Raw genomic sequence first — 20,725 nt, forward strand, 5'->3', positions numbered from 1 at the left:
AGCATCATCTGATTGTGGCGCACGAGGTGACCAACATCGGGAGCGACCGGGATCAACTGCACTCAATGAGCCGGCAAGCGCAAGCCGCGACTGGCGCTACATCGCTGACAGTCGTTGCTGATCGTGGTTACTTCAAAGGCGAAGAAATCCTGGCGTGCACACAAGCGGGCATCGATGTGATCGTGCCCAAGAACCTGACCTCCAATGCCTCTGCTGAAGGTCGGTTTGGCAAAGCAGACTTCATTTACGACGCACGCGCCAACGAATATCAGTGTCCCGCCGGAGAGCGCTTGATATGGCGCTTTACGAGCAAAGAGAAAGGGCTGAATTTGCACCGTTATTGGAGCTCGCATTGCCAGCAGTGCTCGCTCAAATCCGCATGCACGCCAAGTCCACAACGGCGCGTGACACGATGGGAGCATGAGTCTGTACTGGAGGCCATGCAGGAGCGGCTGGAAAGGACGCCCGAGGCGATGCGGATTCGTCGCCAAACGGTTGAGCATCCATTCGGCACCATCAAGGCATGGATGGGCGCGACACACTTCCTGACTAAAACCAAGGCCCGGGTGAGCACCGAGATGAGCTTGCATGTCCTGGCATACAACATGAAACGGATGATCAATATACTCGGCGTAGGGGCATTGATGAAGGTGATGAGCGCATAGGCGCTCTTAGCGTCAGGAGATGTGTTTGGTGGCGGCGACTTCCTAGAACAAGGAAAATCGCTGTCGCGTTGCAGGGCTCTATATCGACAACGATGTCGCGCTAAAATGACTTGGATATCGGCCGTCTAGATGGATTCAGCGTTTTTACACAGCCTCGGCCAGGAGCCGCCGTTCAGTAACAGGGTAGTTTATGGCTTACGCGGCAATACAGCCAGCACATAGGCGATAAGTTTTTCCAGACTCGCCGCCAACGGTTCCGACGCTGTATCGATGACGCACTCCGGCAGCTCAGGTGGCTCGTAGGGTGCACTGATACCTGTGAACTCACGAATTTCTCCTGCACGCGCCTTCTTGTACAAGCCCTTTGGATCGCGTGCTTCACAGGTCGCGAGATCGGCAGCGACATGAATTTCATGAAACGCCTGCTTGCAGCGCAAGCGTGCCTGCTCACGATCGGCACGATAAGGAGAAATAAAGGCGGTGATGCAGATCAGTCCTGCATCGGCAAACAAGGCAGCTACTTCGCTCACGCGGCGGATGTTCTCGCTCCTGTCTTGCGGGCTGAAACCGAGATTGGCATTGAGGCCGCTGCGCACATTGTCGCCATCAAGCACATAGCAGGAATAACCCCGCTCCATGAGCGCCTGTTCCAGCGCCATTGCTAGACTTGATTTTCCGGAGGCGGACAAGCCTGTCAGCCACAGCACTCCTCCAGCATGTCCGTAGTGTGCCTTGCGATCAGAGGCAGACAAGGCATGCGCGGTTGCAGTCAGGTTACGAATCTCTGGGGGCATAATCATCTTTCGTAAGTGCCGGCATTGGTTGTCGATCCGGTTGCTCCGGCTACCAGGAACAAGGTAATTTGATGGAGAGCATCTCGGGCCACTTGCCAGCCCAGTCGCTTTCATGGTCCATGCCATCAACCACGCGCAACTGCGCACAGGCTCCGACGGCGGCGACAAAACTGCGTGTGACGGATGTCGGTACAACCTTGTCTGCGCCGCCACTGACGTGCAATTGAGGAACCGCGGCGACCCGTCGCGCAACGTCGATGGCGTTGAGCGAGTCCGGCATCGGGCTGACCTGATGCAGGCGATTCACCGCGACATGATCGAGATTGCCCGCCACCGTGCGCAAGCTGGCGACATCATCTCGCCGAGCCGCGATCAGCACGGCCAATGCGCCGCCGCCCGAATAACCGACCAGATTGACGCGTTGCCCCGGCAGGCGATGCAGATAGTGCGTCACGGCGATGCTCATCGACGCCACGACTTCTTCGGCATAGCGTTTGTCGGTCCAGTATGTCACCGCGCAACGCGGATTGGCGGACATCGGTGTGAATTGGCAAGGCCGCGCCAGATAGACCACATTGGGAGCGGTGTCGGCAACAGCCAGACTCAAGCCCAAAGCACGACGTGGCGTGGGGTCGTCGGACGGTTGATTCCGATTGCGCCAGGCTAGCCCGTCGCCTTCGATATACACGGTCAATGCCTGATCAGGGCGAGTGATGCGGGAATAGGTCGTCAGCATAAATGCACCGGCTTGCACCTGATCTCGTTGCAGGCCCACCGGCTGCGCCATGGCGTCGGCATGTGCGTTGGGATCATTGGCGCAAGCGGTCATCAGGCATGCCGCCAACAGTGTTGCCAACGCCGCCAGGCCGGAGTTACGTGTCATGGCGCACCGTCGCGCAGTTTGCCTAGTTCAGCAGAAACGGATTGCAGTACCGGCCCCCATTCTCCCCGTGTTTGCTGGCGGAACAGACGCACCGAGGGATACCAAGGCGTGTCGTCGCGCTGAAGCAGCCAGCGCCAGTCGGGCACGAACGGTAGCATCACCCACGCCGGACAGCCGAGCGCACCGGCCAGATGCACCGGCGACGAATCGACCGATATCAGCACATCGAGCAGCGTCAGGATGGCGGCGGTATCTTCAAAATCGCGGATCTCTTCGCTCAGCGACACCAGCGGCATGCCAGTCGGAGGTGTTGCGCTCTGCGCGGCGGCAGAGCCCTTTTGCAGCGCAACGAAAGTGACGCCCTCCTGCGCCAGCGGCGCCAGATCGGACAGCGCCATCGACCGGCGCGAATCATTGGTATGCGCAGGCCGCCCGGCCCACACCAGGCCGACCAGCGGCCGCGGCAACGAGGCCAGGCGCGCTCGCCATTTGTCGACGCGCGCCGGATCGGCGCTCAGATAATTGGTGCTGCCCGGCAGATCACTCAATTGCAGGCCCAGCGCCAGCGGCAGGCTCATCAGTTCGCAATGGAAGTCGAATGCCGGAGGAATCGTTCCCAAGGGGATGATGTCGTGATAACCAGCGCAACGTTTGGCCAGCGCGTAGCTGTCTGCATTGACTTCCAGAATCACGCGCGCGCCGCTGCGCTCGCGCGCCCAGGCCACCGTGCGCAGGAACTGGAAGGTATCGCCGTATCCTTGCTCGTCATGGATCAGCAGAGTCTTGCCTTGGATCGACTGCCCTTCCCAACGCGGACGCTGCACATGCCGGCCGATCATGGTCGTGTGTTCCATCTTGTAACGGAACCGGTATTCACGCCAGCCGCGCGCGAACTCTCCCTGCTGCAGCAGAATTTCCGCCAGATCGAAACGTGCCCCCATGTCGCCTGGAGTAGCGCGCACGATCATCTCCAGAATCTGCCGGGATTCATCGATCCTTCCTTGCGGACGAATCGCGAAGACCAATTGCCTCCATAACGGAATCGGCCCCGCTCCGGAAGCCAGCGCCGCGCGCAACAATGATTCAGCGTCGGAAAAGCGTTCCTCGCTGAGCAAGGCGTTCGCCTGCTGTTGAATCGCCGCGTAGTCGATCTGTGATGCTGATGGCGCAGTCATGGCGCGTCTTCAGCCGGTTGTTCGATACCAAGCGCATTGAGCAAAGGCCCGAGATAAGCGGCATGCCGACGCCAGCGCCCCTTCGAGGTGGAATAAATCGGCTGTCGCACCTGGCTCACGCTGGCGGTACGCACAATACGGCGGGTCTTGTGGAAACTCAGGCAGGCGTCGTCCCACGGCATGCCGACAAAGGAAATCATGCGACGTGCTTCGCCTTCCAGATTGTCCACCACGCTTTCATAATCGACTTCAAGGAAACGATCTGCTGGCGATACCTTGCGCAGACTTTCCATCAGGGCCTGATACTCGAGATGAAATGCGCCAAGCTCATCGAGGCGATAGGCAAATAGCTGCTCGCCGGCAAAGTGTTTGCTGTAACAGGACAGGCAGGTGTCCACCGGGTTACGACGGCAATGGATGATGCGCGCGCCGGAGAGAACCAGCGGAATCAATCCGGCATACAAAAAATTGGCCGGCATCTTGTCGACCAGGCGCAGAGCATTCGGTGCCAGGCCATCGATACGTGACAAGTAATCACGGCCGATGCGCGCAAAATCCTCCTTGTTCCAGCGCGCGATGTCATCCGGAAAAATCCCGGCCAGCTCCACGGCATGGCGCAAAGCGCTCAATTCTCCCGCGCCATGAATAGCAGGATGCGATGCGAGGATCTGTTCTACCAGCGTCGTACCTGAACGCGGCATGCCGATGATGAAAACCGGGCGCTCCGATGCGGCGCCGGCGTCCTTGAATTTTTGCATCAGCGCCGGCGTAAAGGCAGCGGCGATTTTTTGCATCCATTCACCGGTCCGGGCTGCGTCATAGCTGAAGCTGGCTCGCTTGAGGGCATTGCCTTTGTCCAGATGAAAAAAGGCCCGCTCCGAATTTCCCGTATCGAGATAGGCTTTACCCAGTGCGAAATGCAGGCTCATCTGATCGCTGACTGCCGGCTTGACCGCGCGTACGAGCGCGGCTTCCATAGCGGCGATATCCGGATCGTCCGTACGATATGTCTTGCTGTCTGAGCGCGCCGCCATCACGCGCACCGACCCGGGAAACCGCTCCAGCGTACGATCAAAGGCGGCGATCGCTTCCTCCTTGTTGCCGGTTTCCATCAATAAGACTGCACGTGCCGCCAATGCTTGTTCCGCCACCGTACCCGGCAGCGTCGCGGCACGATCAAAAGCCAGCGCGGCCTCATCGTGCAGCCCCAGCGCCTGCAGCACCTTGCCCAGCACGTTGTGTGCATTGGCGCTGTCGGGCGCAATAGTCAGCGCCTGACGCACGCAAGCCAAGGCGTCGTGGTAGTGCTCACCGTTGACCAGCAACTGCGCGCGCGCAGTCAACCCACCGGCATGCTGCGGCGCGAACGCCAGAAGTGCATCGATCCAGCGTTGCGCATCGGCATAGCGCATGCGCGACATCTCGATCTGCGCCAGATTGAAATAGGCATCCACCAATTGCGGATTGATGTCGATCGCCTGTTCGGCGGAAGCAACAGCCTCGTCGAAACGGCCGAGGTCGTTTAATAGAAAGGCCAGATTGCTATGCACTTCAGCATAGTCTGGGCGCAGTGCCAACGCACGCCGGTAACACTCCTGCGCCTGGTCGAGTTGATCCAGGCGCTTATAAGTGTTGGCGAGATTGTTAAACGCCTCGGGGTTATCCGGTTGCAGCGATACGACGCGTTGCAGACATTCCAGACTGGCTTCAAATTTGCCGCTCTCCTGAAGAATGATGCCCAGATTATTCCAGGCGGCGATCAGTTGCGGCTCTTGTTCGACTGCACGCCGCGCCACTTGCTCAGCTTCCGTCAGCAAGCCTTTTTGGCGGCACATTTCAGCAAGGTTACTGCGATACGTTGCGGGCACAGCCGGAAACAGGCAAGCCTTGCGCAAGTAATCGATGGCCAGGTCGGGTTTGCCGTAGGCATGCGCCATCAGTCCCAGCAAATGGAAAGCATCCGGTTGCTGCGGCAAGACTTGCAAGACGCGCAGGCACAATTGTTCAGCTTGCTGCGCCTGCCCCGCATTCCAATGCGTGTAGGCCTGATTCAGCGCATCCGGAATGGTGAGCTGCTGAGCGACAGGGTAATTATTGTTCTTCAAAAATACTCCACGGCAACAAAATCGTAAACGAGGAACCGGATTGATTTTTCGTAAAAATCTCCTCGCCAGGAAAATTCCTTTCAAATCTTATCTAGAACCTACTGGATTATCACGCATCCTCGCGGGCGGATGAAACTGGCAAAAATCACGCAAAAGAACAAAATTCTGAGAGAATTTAGTCGAATATTTTCTAAATCGCAACTTTAAGAGGGGCGCTGCCGTAAAAGTGGCGTGAAAAGGAAGAAAAATCATGAAAAAACCGCGGTTTAACAGAGTGAGCCTCGCAGTAAGCGGCGCGATCTCAATGTGGGCTTTGTCAATGCCCCTCCCTAGTTATGCGACTGCCACTTACACGTTTAGCAGTAACACGACAGTCGTTGGTTCAACGTCAGCGACGGTTCTATGGAACGGTGGCAACTTTATTCTAACCAACGCGGGGACGCTGGTTAGCAATTCCAATCAGACTATCTTGACCGCCACAGGTACAGTCGGGACGCTCAACAACGCCGGGGCCATTATCAGCGCGGTCAATCACGGTGTCGACAATACCGGGACGATGACATCGTTCATTAATAGTGGGTATATCTCTGGAGTCGGGGCCGGTATCAGCAACACTGGCACGATCGGTACGTTGACCAACACAGGCACCATTAACGGCACGGTCAGTCACGGCATCGATAATAGCGGAACGATGTCGTCCCTTGTCAACAGCGGTTATATCGCGGGGGCATCAACCGGCATTTATAATGCCAATGGCACGATCGGATCATTGACCAACAGCGGCACCATCGTCGGCGGTATTTACAATGGCGGCACCATCACCGCATTGACCAATTCGGGATTGATCAGAAGCGTCAGCAGCGGGTCGTCAGCCTTGGCATTTGTGGCCGGCAGTTCGATTGGCAGCTTGACCAATACCGGGACCATCGCCAGCGATATCAATAATTCTTCGACGCAGGCGCTCACCATCAATGGTGGTAGTGGCGCCACCTTCGGAACCTTGACCGGATTCAACGGCGGCATTGGTGCGATCCACAATACCTCATCCAATGTCGTCTTTGCGTCCGGCAATCAGTACCTGAATGACAATATCGATGTCGGCACGCATACGGTGAGTAATCTTGCCGGCGCCCTGCAAGTCAATAATACGATCACCATTACAGGCAACTATGTGCAAGCGGCTGGGGCCAACCTATTGATCGGCGTTGCCAACGGCGCTATAGCTAGCGGTGTGGTCGGTACCGACAGTGGTTATGGTCGCCTGGTGGCGACGGGTAACGCCACATTCGATGCCGGTTCCAGTGTGGTGCTCAAACCGATCACCACGTATAGTTTTGCGCAAGGGCAAAAGTTTGTGGTGGTGCAGGCCGCCACTGCCAACTACAATGCCGGCGCACTGAACTATTCTGCGACCGGCTACGACGGTGTCGTGACAGGCGCCAGCGTTGTAGACAGTGGCAACGCCGCTCTGACAGATCTGATCCTGACCTTGGGCGCCAGATCATCAGGATCCACTAGTCCGATCCTCCGCGCCACGAGCAACGATGCCGTTTCCTCGCTCAATGGTTTGTTCCGCTACAACGGCACCGATGCCAACGTGCTCAATATGTATAACGCGGCGGTGGCGCTCGGCTCCACTGCCGAGGCCAATCGCGCCGGTGCACAATTAAGCCCGGCCGCCAATACTGCTTCGGCCATCCAGTCTGCGCAGGTGACAACACAAGCAGTACTCAACGTCACGTCATCGCACGTCGACACTTTACGGACAGCGCAAGCCTCTGGTAGTGGCGTCTCGACCGGCGAACGCGCCAGCGATATTGCGCTGTGGGGTCAGGCTTTCGGCGGACAGGCGAACCAGGGAAATCGTGCAGCCGGTAGCGGCTATCGCGCTGGCTACAGTGGTTTGCTGATCGGCGCCGATACGGCACTCAATGATCAATGGCGTGTCGGTGGCGTGTTCAGCTATGCCGACACGTCGGTCAACAGCGGCGGCGACAACACCGGCAGCTCGGCGCACATCAAAGGGTACGGATTGACCGGCTACGGCGGCTATACGGCTGAGAGCTGGTATCTGAATCTGTCGGGGGGCATCGTCCGGCAAAAGTACAACACGCTGCGCAACGTCAGCTATACCGGCTTCAGCGGCAACGCTGCCGGCCAGTTCGACGGCACGCAATATGTTGCGTCGGTGCAGGCAGGCTATCCCATCAAACTCGACGCCATGACAACGCTCACGCCGATTGCCGGCCTGACCTACAGCCGCATGACGCAGGATGCCTATACCGAAACCGGCAGCGTTGCCGCCTTGCGGGTCAACTCCGGCAGCACATCCTCGCTGAAGAGCGATCTGGGTGCGAAGCTGGAACGCTCTTTCAAGACTTCGTTTGGCGAGATCACACCGTCGGCGCAACTGAGCTGGCGGCATGAGTATCGCGACACCAGCGTGCAATCGGTCGCAAACTTCGCCGCCGACACCAGCGGTGCTACCAGCTTCACCACGCAAGGTGCGGCAGCAAACACCAACACAGGCGTGCTGGTGCTGGGCGCAACGCTGGCGCGCAGCCAGAATCTGACTCTCGCGGCGCGTTATACACTTGAAGCGGCACGTGGCTATACCGCACAAACTGCTGACGTGCGTTTGCGATATCAGTTCTGATCGTTGAGTTGATTTCACAATCAGCAAAAAGGAAAGCCGCATAACTGAACTGACCCCAAAGGTTGGACTTTTGTCCAACTCTTTGGGGTCAGTTCAAACGCGGCTTTCTTTTTTAATGATAGTGATTTAAATCTAGCATGTCGCGACGTCCGCAATCGCAGAAGCCGCCATTCAAAATCTTAAGCTTCGTCGGAATATTAATCCGCGCGGCTTCTTCACTTCCTTCCCACAGAAATACCAAAATACTTCGCAGCATCTTGACGGGTTCATTTTCTTCTACTCGTCCCTAAAGTCGCGTTTGTTTCTGACGATAAACTGACAATGTATTTGAATGGTGTCCCTTGAATGAACGAACTTCTTCGGTGCTGAAGAATGGTTGTCGTAGCTTCAAGCGGTCCAGAGAAAATAAAATATTAGCTAGATGAGGAGTCATGTTGATCGCCAGCACCTCGGGACCAAGCTCCGCTGTCGCCACATATCATTCGTCAGTGACTCAGGATCCGGCTAGTACACAAGAACTCAACATTTGAAGCATCGCTAGCGAGACTCATCAATCAACGACTGAAATGAAAAATTTCACTCTGTCGAGCCCGTCCGGCCTGGCATCAAAAACAGAGTGTGAAGAGCTATATACGCCCCGCGCCTGAGATTCTGCTCCTCAGATTAGACGGCCGGACTGCAGGTTTAATGCAAGCCATTGTGCGACTCAATTGGAGACTTGAGGCATGGATGACAACAAAAATAATGATGCGGCATGCAACTCAAATGTCGTCAACCGTATCAATGAATGCATTGACCTGCTGCCGCAGGAGACGCGATGTGTTCTCACTCGTGAAAATCAGACCTCGAAATACAAACGTCGTCTTGTTCGATTTCGCCGTTTCTTGTTTCTACCGACTGCGATTTTCGGCATTGTCTGCGCGACTTATGATATGCGGCCTGCGAGTGCGCAATCGGTGGCCAGCACCGGCGTTTTGACTCCGGGTCCCGCTTCGACACCGGTCTGGGTAGTTGGTGGCGATCTCATTGTCGGTGACGGTGCCGGCGGTACGCTGACGCTCACAGGTGGGGGTACAGTGAGCAATATGTACGGCATTGTCGGGAATGACGGTGGTACTGGCACGGTTACTGTTTCCGGTGGCGATGCCCTTGGAAATCCTTCGACCTGGACCAGTTCCTCTCCGATTTTAGTCGGTAGTTCCGGCACGGGTATCGTGCTCATCAACGGCGGTGGCCTGGTGCGCAGTGACCAAGGCCTTATTGGCAATGATGGCGGCTCTGGGCCAGGTGTCGGTACGGTTACTGTCTCAGGGCGCGATGTCAGCGGCAGGGCCTCTACCTGGGCTGCCGGAAACAATATCTATGTAGGTTTCTCGAATATCGGTACGTTGAACATTTTAGACGGCGGCGTGGTAACCACCAGCCTGCCTGGAGGGGGCAATGCTGCCGGCTATGTCGGCTATCTTGCTGGCAGTACGGGTACGGTGAACATTTCAAGCGGAACCGGCGATGTCTCAACTTGGACGATCCGCGACTTCCTTTCCGTTGGCGACGCGGGTACGGGAACAGTGAACATCGACAAAGGCGGCCTGATACATGTCGGTACCAATGTCTTGGTCTCCAGGGCGGGCTCGTCCAGCGGAACGCTGAATCTGCTAGGAGATGCCAGCGGACGTGGCGTACTCGAGACCGGTTCGGTGATCAAGGGAAGTGGCGTTGTCGCAATTCTCAATCTTAACGGTGGCATTCTGCGTGCGACACGAAATGAAACCAATTTCCTGAACGGTTTCGGAGCACTGACCGTGGGGACCGAAGGTGCCTGGTTCGATACCAATACATTTGGCATCAATATCAGTACCGTATTCACCGGGACCTCCAGCTTTAACAAATTGGGCCTTGGGACGCTGACGCTGACGGGAAACAGTGCGACCTTCACTGGCAACACCGTCGTTCAGGCGGGAACATTGCAAGTTGACGGGGTGCTCGGTGGCACCACCAACGTGTCATCGGCCGGCCGACTGACAGGCACAGGTCAAGTCGGGACAACAACCAATCTAGGCATGATCGCTCCTGGTCACGCCGGCAGCTTTGGGACGCTGACCATCGCCGGAAACTACATCCCCCTGGGCGGCGGCCTCGAAATTAAAACCCAACTTGGAAACGACAGCTCCCCTACTGATCGTCTTGTGGTCACGGGGACCACTGCGGGCGTTACGCCGGTCACTATAGTGAATGTCGGTGGCCTCGGCGCACAAACGCAGCAAGGCATTCAGGTTGTGCAAGTGAACGGTGCATCAAACGGACAATTCAATCTGGCCAATGGAAACTACATCATAGGCGGCCAGTCCGCCTTGATAGCCGGCGCATATGGTTACGTTCTCCAGAAAGACTTGGCCGACGGTGATTGGTATCTGCGCTCGTCGCTGCTGGCGGCCGGGATTTCTGGCGGAGGTGACGGCCCGCTCTATCAACCGGGCGTCCCTGTCTATGAAGCTTACGCCAATACGTTGCTCGCGTTGAGCAACGTTCCCACCTTGCGCCAACGGGTCGGCAATCGGTACTACGATGCAGCGGACCGCGCCCGTGATGGTGTATGGGCACGTGTGGAAGGCAAGACAAGCCACCTAAGACCGTCGGTGTCTACGAGCGCCATCCGTCAGGATATCGACAGATGGCAAGCTCAGTTCGGAGTGGATCGCGTCTTATCCGGCGAGAAAGACAGCACGCGCGTGGTTGGCGGATTGACCGCCCGCTACGGTACGGCAGACACGCAGGTGGCGTCGATCTATGGCGACGGCAACATCGACACCAAGGCCTATGGCGTGGGGACAACCCTGACATGGTACGGGCAGCAAGGTGCCTATGTGGATGCTCAGGCCCAAGCGACTTGGTTCAGCAGCGATCTGAGTTCCAGACTCGCCGGCACTCTCGTCCGTGGCCAGGTCGCCCGCAGCCATGCAATGAGCGTCGAAGGCGGCGTGGCGTTGCCGGTCAGAGCGGGATTCTCCATCATTCCGCAGGCGCAGTTGAGCTATGTATCGAGCAGTTTCGGTTTCAAGGATCGGTTTGCTGCGCAAGTCGACAGTGACAAGGGTGAGAGTTTGCAAGGACGGCTCGGCCTTGCGTTCGACTACCAAACCAACTCGCTGGACGCTACCGGACAGGCGCGCCGGCTCAACTTGTATAGTCTGATCAATCTTAAACGTGAATTTCTCGACGGTACCCGGGTAACTGTGTCAGGGACGCCGTTTGACACGCGTCAGGGGCGCACCTGGGCCGGCGTGGGAGTGGGCGGAGACTACGCCTGGGACGAACGCTGCTCCATCTACGGAGAAGTGGCCGCCGACAGCGATCTTAAGAGCAGCTATAGTGTGTCCGCCACGGCTGGTTTTAAAATGCGGTTCTAGACAGGTTGAAGGAATGCTGCCGCCTTTCCGAGAAAAATGAAGCGCTTTGGCGCTGCTTTCCAGATGGCCGCAATCGGCCTTCATATGCATTGTCGGTCGGACGTTCATGCGTTTGTTTCACCTCGTGGCAAGCACGAAGCGACCGACGTTGCTGTTATCACCGCGCCATTGCATTCGCAGTTACTACAGTGCAAGGCCCCGTGTGATGTCAAACATGATTGCTTCTGTCCACGGCCTCATGCTACGGTCTCATAGAGTAGACCGTAGCTCCCGCCCATTCGCTTTATTCGCGCAAAGCCCAACTCTCCCAAATGCATGCCGGCGATCAAAAGTCCTTCCGAACTGACCAGGTCCAGAAGCCGTGAGCGTGTGGCGGCTGCCAGAGAAGGGTCTTGATCGAATGCGATCGATACGTCAGGCCGTTTAATCTGGATATGAGGAAAATGAACAATATCCCCCCAAACCAGCAGGCCCTGATCATGGGATTCGAGAAGATATCCAGAGTGCCCATCTGTGTGTCCCGGTAGCGGCATCGCGCTGATACCGGCAAGAACCTCCCCCGCATCGAAAGTACGGAGCTGGTCGCGGTAGCCTTCAAACACTTGTCGTGCTATCAGAAAGTTACCGCGAGCACGCTCGCTGGCGCGACTTAGATTGCCGTCATCCTGCCAAAATTCGACCTCTCTCTGATGAGCAACAAGCTCCGCATTCGGAAAAGCAATTTGTCCGGCCTTGTCCACCAGCCCTCCGACATGGTCGGGATGGGCGTGTGTGAGCAGGATGGTATCGATCTCTGACGGTTCGATGCCAGCAAGCGATAAATTGGTTTTCAGGTGGCCGCCCCATTGCTTGATGCCTCCAGCCCCGCTATCGATGAGAATGGTGCGGCCTGCTCCGCGCACCACGTAGCAGTTGATATGCACGGCGGAAGCTTCCTTCTGCCCTGCATCACTTTGCATTCTGGAGGCCTCTGATGGGTCGATATTAGACAGGAAGTCCAGGCTGGCGGACAGGTAGCCGTCACTGATCGCGGTGATCGTAAAATCGCCGACTCGCTGGCTTGGAAAGGTAGAGGTGGACATATTTATCCTGTAGAGGAGCGCTCAATTTCTAGCATGGATGTTGGCCGTGGCATAAGCAAAGCAACGGATGCGCGCGGTGAGGCCGGTGCAGCGCACAATGGCGTTGTCTAACGCTTCCGTAAATTCGTTCATTACCTGTGGCGTGCGAAACGTCTCAAGTCGGTACTGAACCTCGGCAAAGACCGGATGTCCGTGGCCATGCCGAACTTCAACATAGATGACGTGTACGTTTTTGAGCGCAGCTTGAAGGACTCGCGTGCAGAGTTCGATGCAATCGCGCGAAAGTTCTGCAAGCTTCTCATCGGATGGCATTTTCTTTGTAGCGATATGGAAAGTAACATTGGGCATGCTCAACCTATTTCGTCGGTTCAGTCGGAGTGCTGCCGAAACTAGTCAGTTGTTCAGTCAGCGGGGAATAGATATAAATGCCTTGGCGCAGGTGCTTGGTTAGCGGAGCATTTCGTCGAGACATTTTTGCTAGCCAACGGCGTTGGGTGAATTTTTCAAGTGCAAGCGAGTGCATGGCCAGCGGTATAAGACCTATCTGCGTCAGAGGCTCCGGACCGTTCGCACAAAGAACGAGAAGTTCGTCTGCACCCGCGGCGGGCGCCAAGCCGACATCGCTGTACAGGTTTCGATGCCAGTCGGTGATGTATTGCTGCCACCTGGCGAAGTTGCCGCCACCTTTTTGGCGGTATTCCTCTCCCGTCAAGATATCGAGGCCGTCGATGGTGTGGATGGCCAGATAGAACGGGCAACCATCGCTTAACGCCTTGAAGCGCTCAGAAGTGTGAAAGCCGGTGACTGAGATCAGTGCGAATAATTTTTCGAGACTATAGAAGTCGTTCCATTCCGCTTCGCTTTTGGGATCGGCAAAGCTGCATTCGACGGTGTAAATCATCAGATTATCATTTGCAACGGGCGAGTATATTGCTGCGACCAATCAGTTATTATTGCAGCAAGGTAATGCTAATCTAATATTTTCTGCACATATATCGATATAAAATCAGCATTCAGTGACATTTCCTCATGCTTAATCAAGCGCATCCCAATCTGGCGAGAATTCAATGCGACGTAAGGTTCCGAGTAATTCTGCGCTGCTAGCCTTTGAGGCCGCAGCGCGACACAGCAGCTTCGCCCGTGCTGCCGAAGAGTTGTCGCTGACCGAAGGCGCTGTCAGCCGTCAGATCAGCCGGTTGGAAGTTTTTTTGGGTGTTGCGCTGTTTCAGCGCGTTGGAAACCGGGTACGGCTTGCGCCGAACGGTACGCGATATGCCATACAGGTCCGCGAGATTCTGGACCGGCTGGAACGGGACAGCCTCTATGTGATGGGGCAGCCTATCGACGGTGGGAGTATCGACATCGCCGCCATTCCGACCTTCGCTACCCGTTGGCTGATTCCGAGGCTGAAACGCTTTCAGGACCAGTATCCGAACATTACCGTGCATATTGCCGAGCGCATGGAACCTTTCATTCTTACGGGTAGCGGTTTCGACGCGGCAATTCATTTTGATCATCCAGCGTGGACGGGCATGCATCTGCATCACCTGCTGGAGGAGGTACTTGTGCCCGTCTGCAATCCAGCGCTCCTCGCCGGCGCCGATGCGGACATCTCGCTGGATAAGCTGCCTCGTCTTCACAGGCGACAAAATCCGGATGCGTGGCAGCTTTATGCTGAAGAGGTCGGCATCGTACTGACCAATTCGGCGGTTGGCGCACGTTATGATCTTCATTCCATGCTGATAGAGGCGGCGCTGGCTGGCTTGGGGGTTGCGTTGGTGCCGCGTCTTTACATCGGTGCAGAGCTTGAACAAGGCCGTTTGGTCGCGCCTTGGCCGGACAGCAAAACGACTGCCAAGAACTTCTGCCTCGTTCTTCCTGAACCAATAGAGTTGAGTGAGGGGCCACTTCAGATATTCTCGAAATGGGTTCTTCACGAAGCCCGTGGCTTAACGCCATAAGCCCGGCTTTATCGCTATGCGAAGAATTGCTCTCGATTAACCCATCACTTGCCACCGGTAACATCGAGGAAAGTGCCAGTGATGAAGGAAGCCTCCTCGCTCGCCAACCACAGGACGGCGCGAGCAACCTCTTCCGGCTGGCCGCCCCGCCCCATAGGGATGGAATCCTTGACGCGATCTACCCTGCCAGGTTCGCCGCCGCTGGCGTGCATCTCGGTGTAAATGTGCCCGGGGCGGATGCAGTTGACGCGTATCCCTTCGCGCGCTACCTCTTTGGCGAATCCGGTCGTGAAGGTCTCCAGTGCGCCCTTGGAAGCCGCATAGTCGACGTATTCGTTCGGACTGCCGAGCCGGGCGGACGCTGACGAGATGTTGATCACCACGCCGCCTCGCCCCTTGTGGCGGTAGGCCATACGCCTGACCGCTTGCTGCGCGCACAGGATGGGGCCAATCGCGTTGACTGCGAAGACACGCTGCATCCGCGCAAAGCCCAGATCTTCCAGCCGCGACTGTCGCTCGAGAATGGCAGCGTTGTTGACCAGTACGTCGATACGGCCGAATTCGTCGTCGATCGCATCGAACAGCCGTGCCACCTGCACCGGGTCGGCGCTGTCGGCCTGCCTGGCCATGGCACGCCGCCCGAGCTTGCGCACATCGGCGACGACCGCCTGGGCCGCCGTCTCGTTGGAGACGTAGCTCAGCGCCACGTCGTAGCCCCGGATGGCAGCCAGCCGCGCGCTTGCTGCACCCACACCGCGACTGCCGCCAGTGATCAGGATGACCGGCGCTTGTGTATCGGCATTCATTGTAGGACCTCCGCTTAGTGAAATAAAACCGTATGCGCCAACCGGATCCGAGCGGCCAAATGGTTAACCGATCATGATTGTGCCGGCGGTGATCGCCGCGCAAGCCAGCAGCCGCGGAGTGCTCAGGGATTCGCCCAGGAACAGGTAGCCAATCAGCGCCGCGAACAGCACGCTGGTTTCACGCAGTGCCGATACAACCCCAATGGGCGCACCAGACATGGCGTAGATGACAATGCCATAGGCCAGCAGCGACACCAGGCCGCCGGCGAAGGCAGTACCGAAACCAGGACGGACCGAAAACAGGTTGCGAGTCCCGCGCAGGCCTACATATACTGCCGGCATCAGGACTCCCCACAGCGCAGACATCCACGCGGTATAGGCCATCGGTGCCCCTGAAAGGCGTACTCCGATGCCGTCCACCACACTGTAGGCGGCGATGAAGCAGCCGGTGCCCAAGGCATACGGCAGGCTGGGAACCTGGAGTTTGCGTCCTTTGAACGCGAGGGAAATGATCCCGCCCGACACCAGCGCAATCCCCAGCATGGTGACTGCCTCCAACTTCTCGCCGGCGAATAGAGTCGCCCCGATGCTCACCAGGATGGGGGAGCAACCACGCGCGATCGGATAGGTTTGGCCGAGGTCGCCGACGCGGTAACTGCGCACCAGAAACAGGTTATAGCCGACGTGCAGCACAGCCGAGTACGCGGCATAGCTCCAACTGGCACTGGCTGGCGGTGCAAGCAACAAGGCTGCTATGACGCTGGCAATGGCGACCGCCAGACACATCACCGTCATCGACCACAGGCGGTCTTCACCTGCGCGCAGCAGGGCGTTCCAGACGGCATGCAGTGACGCTGCGAAGAGAATGAGCAGAACAATATGAAAAGGCATGCGCCATGGTAAGCATGTTCGCGCCAGGACTAAAGCGAAGTCTCCTCATCGGGGCATGAGTAAATACTCACGCGATGGCGCCAATGCTCAGTAACTCTCGCCGGCCTTGATGGATTCGGCCATGACCCACTCACGGAAGATTGCAACGTGCGGTTGGGCCTCAATTCCTTTCGGACAGACGAAGTAGTAGGCCAGCGGCGATGGCAGCGCAATCTTGAACAACTTGACCAGGCTGCCGTCAGCGAGCTCATTTTCTACGTGCCCGCTACGCGCTAGCGCCACGCCCTGCCCCAGTAGTGCTGCTTCGATGGTCATGTTGGTGTCGGCGAAGCGCACGCTCTCCCTGAAGGCGGACACGGCTACGCCGGCCTGCTGGAACCACAGGTCCCATTTCGGCACCATGTCCGCGCCGGCGCGCGTCAGCAACGGATAGTGCAGCAGGTCGGCCGGCTTGCGCGGCATGCCAAGGCGTTCCAGTAATGGTGGGTTGGCCACCGGGAAGATCTGTTCCCGGAACAGGAACTCGGAATGCAGGCTGGGGTAATTCCCGGTGCCGAAACGGATCGCCACATCGGGTTCGGCCGGCGTGAAGTTGATCGCGGCGTCAGTGGTCTCCAGCGTGACAAGGATTTCCGGATGCTGTCTGGCCAACTCCGGAAGCCTCGGCAACAGCCATTTCAGTGCAAAGGAATAGGTCGTACTGACCTTGAGCCGTACTCGCCCCTTTTGCTCGCGCAAGTCGGCCAGTGTCGCCTCAAGCTTCATGAAGAATTCGCGCACCACCGGAGCCAGCACCGTCCCTGCGGGTGTGAGCGTCAGCGACTTGCCGCGCTGGAACAGTTGCACTCCCCAGAGTTCCTCAAGATGTCTGAGCTGATGACTGACCGCGCTCTGGGTGACGTGCAGTTCTTCCGCTGCGGAAGTGAAAGTGGCATGCCTGGTAGCGACTTCGAAGGCGCGTAACGTGGCAGTGGGAGGCAGGTCTCTCATGGGTTATCTCCGGGGATGCAGGATCAGATGCGTCTTATGAATAAACGCTCATAATAACAATCCAGGATCATCAGTGATGATCGATCCAAATGCCAAGCGTCTTTTTCTGGCTCGCGAGTGTCATGAGAAACATGGTGGGATGAAACACACATTTGCTTACCCTGCGAAAAACCAGACGTCCGTTATCGGCCAGAAGCCGTCATTGAAAGAAATTCTTGATAAGGCTTTGACGGACAACAACAAACAAGATGAATAAAAAATTAATATGGTGGATGTGCGCCGCCTTCGCGATAATTTTGGGAGCTTTAGGCTTCATTCTTGAAGGTAGTAGTTGGTCAAAGTGGCTATATATGCTCGGTGGGCTATTCGCGTTTGCAGGACATATTATTTGGCTGAGCAAATCGCGCTAGCTGGAAGCGCCTGTTGGCTCTCGGCCAATAGCGGTCTTTAATTTCTAATATTACCTAATATGAAATTTGAAACGGTTAAACCAAAGTTTGAGTTTTCTGCTTTTCCAGCTGGCTTTAACATTGCAATCGACACCGACGCTTTCAGCGCTGGTCATCTCACACGTTGGATGTCATCTCAGGCTCTCGTAAATGTTTAAACTACTTCTAGGACTTCTAGACCTTGGTGTTTTTCTGGGGATGCCAGCTCTTTTCGTCGGTATCGCTGGCTCAGTTGCGTGGTCTCAGTTAACGAGGCCATGGCTATTTGTTGTTTTATGTTTGCTCGTACTTTATGTGCTGTATCTCGCAATGTTTTACTTTGCTGCTCCAGTTACTGTCGTATCGATGGATTTGTTTGTTCAAGCAAATGACCTCCAGGCCAGAGCCGACAGAACCTTCACTACAGATTTAGAGAGCAACGTTTGGTTTACTCTCCTCAGGGCATATCGTCAGCCAATTCTCTTATTTTCGGTCGCAGCGCTTCCTACACTGTGGTTTGCTGTCAAGATATGTCGGAAATAATCACGCAGCCATGACGCCCAACGAAAGCCGATTAGCGGCCACGATCCGAGCCCCCAGAAAATCGTCGTCTAGGATCTCGAAGCGATCGCTCCTTGACTTTGAATGACCCCGGAACAAAGGGCTGCTTTCGGCCAGAAGCAGCCGTATGGTCTTGCCGAGACGTTTGCAATCAAAACAAGTAGCTCCGCAAATTTAGTCAAATGAGAAAATATGGAGTTTCGCTTACAAATCGCATCAGACGTTATTCGTGATGGGTTGGGAATCGAATTAATTAATGAGGCCAACCACGTAGGTGTGGAGGTATTTAGATGCGATGGGGACAACACCCTCGTTCTTTCTACATATTCCGGGGCGCTTCCATTGATTCAAATTGACAGATTAACAAGCTTCGCGCGAAGTCGGCTTGGGCCATTTGAGGACGGTACTCTCTTTCCTCCCTCGCTTTTACTTGAATGAATATAACGACTGCAATCGGTCAATATTCATCATAGAAAATAGACAGCACATCTACTGCATTTACAGTATTCACAAGCGTTGCTCGCGTTGATACACTGGCGGTTTGCATATAAGAAATATTGCTGCGAGGCTCAAGTCTGATCGCGCCGACTAGTAGCATGACGATACTGTCAATGTCCTGAAATGACTACTCCTAACAAATGCCGATGCCTCGCCCGTCCTGGCGCAGCGTTCCTGCCGGCCGGTTTGTTGATCGCATCCTTGTCTGTTTCAGCCGCACCAGCATCAGCGCAAACCCTGCCCGATGCCGGCCGCCTGCTGGACAATATCCAGCCTCCCGCACAGTTGCCAAAAAGCAATGCGGAGGCACTTCCGGAGCCCGCACTGCGCGCACCGTTGAAGCTTCCGGCCGATATCAAAGTCTATGTCGAGGCCGTTCGTATCACCGGCGCCCAGGCATTTTCTGAAGCCCAGTTGCAAGACCTCCTGGCCGACCTGATCGGTGGCGAACACAGCTTGGCCGAACTGGAGCAAGCTGCCATGCGAATCACTCAGCATTATCGAAAGGCGGGCTACCTATTAGCTCGGGCCTATCTGCCGACGCAGGAAATCAAGAATGGTGTGGTCGACATCCAGGTACTGGAAGGACGGTTGGGCAAGCTCTCGCTGGACAACCAGTCCAGCTTCAGTGACGACCGGATACGAGAACAGGTGGCAGGGATAACGCCCGACCAGGCCTTGCGCAGCGACACAGTGGAACGCAGCCTGCTGCTGCTGAGCGACATCCCTGGCCTGGCCGTTCGCTCAACCTTGTCGCCGGGTGCCTCGCTGGGCAGCACCGATCTGGATATCCAGGTGAAGAACGGCAAACCCTATGACGCCAGCGTCAGTGTGGACAATCTGGGCAATCGTTATACCGGCCAGGCGCGCATCAATGGCAACGTGACATTGAACAATCCCCTGGGTTGGGGCGATGCACTGCAATTAAATGCCTTGAGTTCCGGTAGCGGCCTGGTCTATGGGCGCTTGAGCTATCAACTTCCGATCAATCGCCAAGGCACCCAGATCGGAGCTGCCTATGCCCAGATGCGCTATCGGCTCGGTGAGGAATTCAGCAATCTCGATGCCCATGGCACGGCTCGCATCGCCAGCCTCTATCTGCTCCATCCGCTGCTGCGCAGCCGCCAAGCCAATCTTAATCTGCAGATTAATGTCGATCACAAAGAGCTCGACGATAACATCGATCTGACCGCCACCACCACCAGCAAGACACTAAACAATCTGACCGTGGGCCTGTCTGGTTATCGCAGCGACGATGTGATGGGCGGCGGTATCAGCCAGGGCAACCTGAGCGTCACGGCGGGCAAGCTCAAGCTCGACGCCGCAAGTGCTGCTCTGGATACCCTGGGTCATAACACGCAAGGCCATTTCCTCAAGAGCAACATCCAACTCGGTCGGCTACAGCGCTTGAGCCAACGATGGAGTCTGTCGGCACAATTGAGCGCGCAGTACGCCGCCGACAACCTCACTTCCACGGAAAAGATGTCGCTGGGCGGCGCCTATGGCGTACGAGCCTATCCACAAGGTGAAGCGCCCGCCGACGACGCCTGGCTGCTTAACCTGGAACTACGTTTTGACGTCACACCGCAATGGCAGGCGCTACTGTTTTACGACACAGCCCAAGGCCGTCTTAATCACAAACCAGCGGTTGGTGATGGCGACAATCGCCGCTCGCTCTCGGGCCTTGGTACAGGCATGCGTTGGACCGGGCCGCAAGGCTTGAGCCTGCAGGCCAGTGTCGCCTGGCGCACCGATGAAGCGCCGAACTCCGACAAGGATAAGCTGCCTCGCGCCTGGCTGCAGTTGGCCAAGCGTTTCTAAAG

Annotated in this window: 16 protein-coding genes; 6 read left to right on the plus strand and 10 right to left on the minus strand. The window is 56.5% G+C overall.

Annotation, left to right across the window (positions count from 1 at the left end):
- A partial coding sequence (locus tag RV1423_RS24310) for a transposase (RefSeq protein WP_034302615.1) occupies nucleotides 1-665 on the plus strand: 665 nt, incomplete at its 5' end.
- A gap of 188 nt (nucleotides 666-853) precedes the next feature.
- On the opposite strand, the gene cysC is transcribed toward RV1423_RS24310, so the two are convergent.
- Genes cysC through RV1423_RS24330 form a run of 4 tightly spaced genes read right to left on the minus strand, consistent with a single transcriptional unit; the run spans nucleotide 854 to nucleotide 5,622 of the window.
- The gene (gene cysC, locus RV1423_RS24315; protein WP_034302732.1) at nucleotides 854-1,459 is read right to left on the minus strand and encodes an adenylyl-sulfate kinase; all 606 of its coding nucleotides are present in this window, start codon (nucleotides 1,457-1,459) and stop codon (nucleotides 854-856) included.
- A 49-nt stretch (nucleotides 1,460-1,508) separates the two neighbouring features.
- Nucleotides 1,509-2,342, minus strand: coding sequence for an alpha/beta hydrolase (locus RV1423_RS24320; protein WP_034302617.1), 834 nt, complete (start codon nucleotides 2,340-2,342; stop codon nucleotides 1,509-1,511).
- The gene (locus RV1423_RS24325; RefSeq protein WP_034302619.1) at nucleotides 2,339-3,517 is read right to left on the minus strand and encodes a glycosyl transferase family 8; all 1,179 of its coding nucleotides are present in this window, start codon (nucleotides 3,515-3,517) and stop codon (nucleotides 2,339-2,341) included. Before RV1423_RS24325 ends, RV1423_RS24320 begins: the two co-directional genes overlap by 4 nt.
- Entirely contained in the window at nucleotides 3,514-5,622 is a 2,109-nt protein-coding gene (locus tag RV1423_RS24330; RefSeq protein WP_034302620.1) for a tetratricopeptide repeat-containing sulfotransferase family protein, read from the minus strand. Before RV1423_RS24330 ends, RV1423_RS24325 begins: the two co-directional genes overlap by 4 nt.
- A 469-nt stretch (nucleotides 5,623-6,091) precedes the next feature.
- Between RV1423_RS24330 and RV1423_RS24335 the strand changes: the two genes are divergently transcribed.
- The gene (locus RV1423_RS24335; RefSeq protein WP_034302622.1) at nucleotides 6,092-8,278 is read left to right on the plus strand and encodes an autotransporter domain-containing protein; all 2,187 of its coding nucleotides are present in this window, start codon (nucleotides 6,092-6,094) and stop codon (nucleotides 8,276-8,278) included.
- A gap of 725 nt (nucleotides 8,279-9,003) precedes the next feature.
- Nucleotides 9,004-11,685, plus strand: coding sequence for an autotransporter outer membrane beta-barrel domain-containing protein (locus RV1423_RS24340; protein WP_231502497.1), 2,682 nt, complete (start codon nucleotides 9,004-9,006; stop codon nucleotides 11,683-11,685).
- Nucleotides 11,686-11,921: 236 nt separating this feature from the next.
- Here RV1423_RS24340 and RV1423_RS24345 read toward each other — a convergent pair whose 3' ends face one another.
- Genes RV1423_RS24345 through RV1423_RS24355 form a run of 3 tightly spaced genes read right to left on the minus strand, consistent with a single transcriptional unit; the run spans nucleotide 11,922 to nucleotide 13,668 of the window.
- Nucleotides 11,922-12,767 carry an MBL fold metallo-hydrolase gene (locus RV1423_RS24345; RefSeq protein ID WP_034302624.1) on the minus strand — a complete coding sequence of 282 codons (846 nt, stop codon included), beginning with the start codon at nucleotides 12,765-12,767 and terminating at the stop codon, nucleotides 11,922-11,924.
- A gap of 21 nt (nucleotides 12,768-12,788) precedes the next feature.
- Complete coding sequence (locus tag RV1423_RS24350; protein ID WP_034302626.1) at nucleotides 12,789-13,115, minus strand: hypothetical protein; 327 nt, start codon at nucleotides 13,113-13,115, stop codon at nucleotides 12,789-12,791.
- A 7-nt stretch (nucleotides 13,116-13,122) separates the two neighbouring features.
- Nucleotides 13,123-13,668 (minus strand): hypothetical protein, encoded by a 546-nt coding sequence (locus tag RV1423_RS24355; protein WP_034302628.1) that lies wholly within the window; start codon nucleotides 13,666-13,668, stop codon nucleotides 13,123-13,125.
- A gap of 166 nt (nucleotides 13,669-13,834) precedes the next feature.
- Here RV1423_RS24355 and RV1423_RS24360 point away from each other — a divergent pair, with 166 nt between their 5' ends.
- Complete coding sequence (locus RV1423_RS24360) at nucleotides 13,835-14,728, plus strand: LysR substrate-binding domain-containing protein (RefSeq protein WP_034302630.1); 894 nt, start codon at nucleotides 13,835-13,837, stop codon at nucleotides 14,726-14,728.
- A gap of 44 nt (nucleotides 14,729-14,772) precedes the next feature.
- Here RV1423_RS24360 and RV1423_RS24365 read toward each other — a convergent pair whose 3' ends face one another.
- The 3 genes from RV1423_RS24365 to gcvA all read right to left on the minus strand — a co-directional run bounded on the left by RV1423_RS24365 (nucleotide 14,773) and on the right by gcvA (nucleotide 17,415).
- Nucleotides 14,773-15,534, minus strand: a complete 762-nt coding sequence (locus tag RV1423_RS24365) for an SDR family oxidoreductase (protein WP_034302633.1) — start codon at nucleotides 15,532-15,534, stop codon at nucleotides 14,773-14,775.
- A 63-nt stretch (nucleotides 15,535-15,597) separates the two neighbouring features.
- Nucleotides 15,598-16,425, minus strand: a complete 828-nt coding sequence (locus RV1423_RS24370; RefSeq protein WP_034302636.1) for a DMT family transporter — start codon at nucleotides 16,423-16,425, stop codon at nucleotides 15,598-15,600.
- Between the two features lie 87 nt (nucleotides 16,426-16,512).
- Complete coding sequence (gene gcvA / locus RV1423_RS24375; protein WP_034302639.1) at nucleotides 16,513-17,415, minus strand: transcriptional regulator GcvA; 903 nt, start codon at nucleotides 17,413-17,415, stop codon at nucleotides 16,513-16,515.
- A gap of 76 nt (nucleotides 17,416-17,491) precedes the next feature.
- On the opposite strand from gcvA, the gene RV1423_RS24380 reads away from it, so the two are divergent.
- Both RV1423_RS24380 and RV1423_RS24390 read left to right on the plus strand, forming a co-directional pair.
- Nucleotides 17,492-17,671, plus strand: a complete 180-nt coding sequence (locus RV1423_RS24380) for a hypothetical protein (protein WP_034302643.1) — start codon at nucleotides 17,492-17,494, stop codon at nucleotides 17,669-17,671.
- A 1,354-nt stretch (nucleotides 17,672-19,025) separates the two neighbouring features.
- The gene (locus RV1423_RS24390; RefSeq protein ID WP_081768987.1) at nucleotides 19,026-20,723 is read left to right on the plus strand and encodes a ShlB/FhaC/HecB family hemolysin secretion/activation protein; all 1,698 of its coding nucleotides are present in this window, start codon (nucleotides 19,026-19,028) and stop codon (nucleotides 20,721-20,723) included.
- Nucleotides 20,724-20,725: the final 2 nt, after the last annotated feature.

Source organism: Herbaspirillum sp. RV1423 (assembly GCF_000577615.1).
In the GTDB taxonomy this organism is placed as follows: domain Bacteria; phylum Pseudomonadota; class Gammaproteobacteria; order Burkholderiales; family Burkholderiaceae_D; genus Herbaspirillum.

Coding starts and splice junctions, on each gene's coding strand:
- cysC (WP_034302732.1), bottom strand. CDS start 1,459: ATGCCCCCAGAGATTCGTAACCTGACTGCAACCGCGCATGCCTTGTCT.
- RV1423_RS24320 (WP_034302617.1), bottom strand. CDS start 2,342: ATGACACGTAACTCCGGCCTGGCGGCGTTGGCAACACTGTTGGCGGCA.
- RV1423_RS24325 (WP_034302619.1), bottom strand. CDS start 3,517: ATGACTGCGCCATCAGCATCACAGATCGACTACGCGGCGATTCAACAG.
- RV1423_RS24340 (WP_231502497.1), top strand. CDS start 9,004: ATGGATGACAACAAAAATAATGATGCGGCATGCAACTCAAATGTCGTC.
- RV1423_RS24345 (WP_034302624.1), bottom strand. CDS start 12,767: ATGTCCACCTCTACCTTTCCAAGCCAGCGAGTCGGCGATTTTACGATC.
- RV1423_RS24350 (WP_034302626.1), bottom strand. CDS start 13,115: ATGCCCAATGTTACTTTCCATATCGCTACAAAGAAAATGCCATCCGAT.
- RV1423_RS24355 (WP_034302628.1), bottom strand. CDS start 13,668: ATGATTTACACCGTCGAATGCAGCTTTGCCGATCCCAAAAGCGAAGCG.
- RV1423_RS24360 (WP_034302630.1), top strand. CDS start 13,835: ATGCGACGTAAGGTTCCGAGTAATTCTGCGCTGCTAGCCTTTGAGGCC.
- RV1423_RS24365 (WP_034302633.1), bottom strand. CDS start 15,534: ATGAATGCCGATACACAAGCGCCGGTCATCCTGATCACTGGCGGCAGT.
- RV1423_RS24370 (WP_034302636.1), bottom strand. CDS start 16,425: ATGCCTTTTCATATTGTTCTGCTCATTCTCTTCGCAGCGTCACTGCAT.
- gcvA (WP_034302639.1), bottom strand. CDS start 17,415: ATGAGAGACCTGCCTCCCACTGCCACGTTACGCGCCTTCGAAGTCGCT.
- RV1423_RS24380 (WP_034302643.1), top strand. CDS start 17,492: ATGATCGATCCAAATGCCAAGCGTCTTTTTCTGGCTCGCGAGTGTCAT.
- RV1423_RS24390 (WP_081768987.1), top strand. CDS start 19,026: ATGACTACTCCTAACAAATGCCGATGCCTCGCCCGTCCTGGCGCAGCG.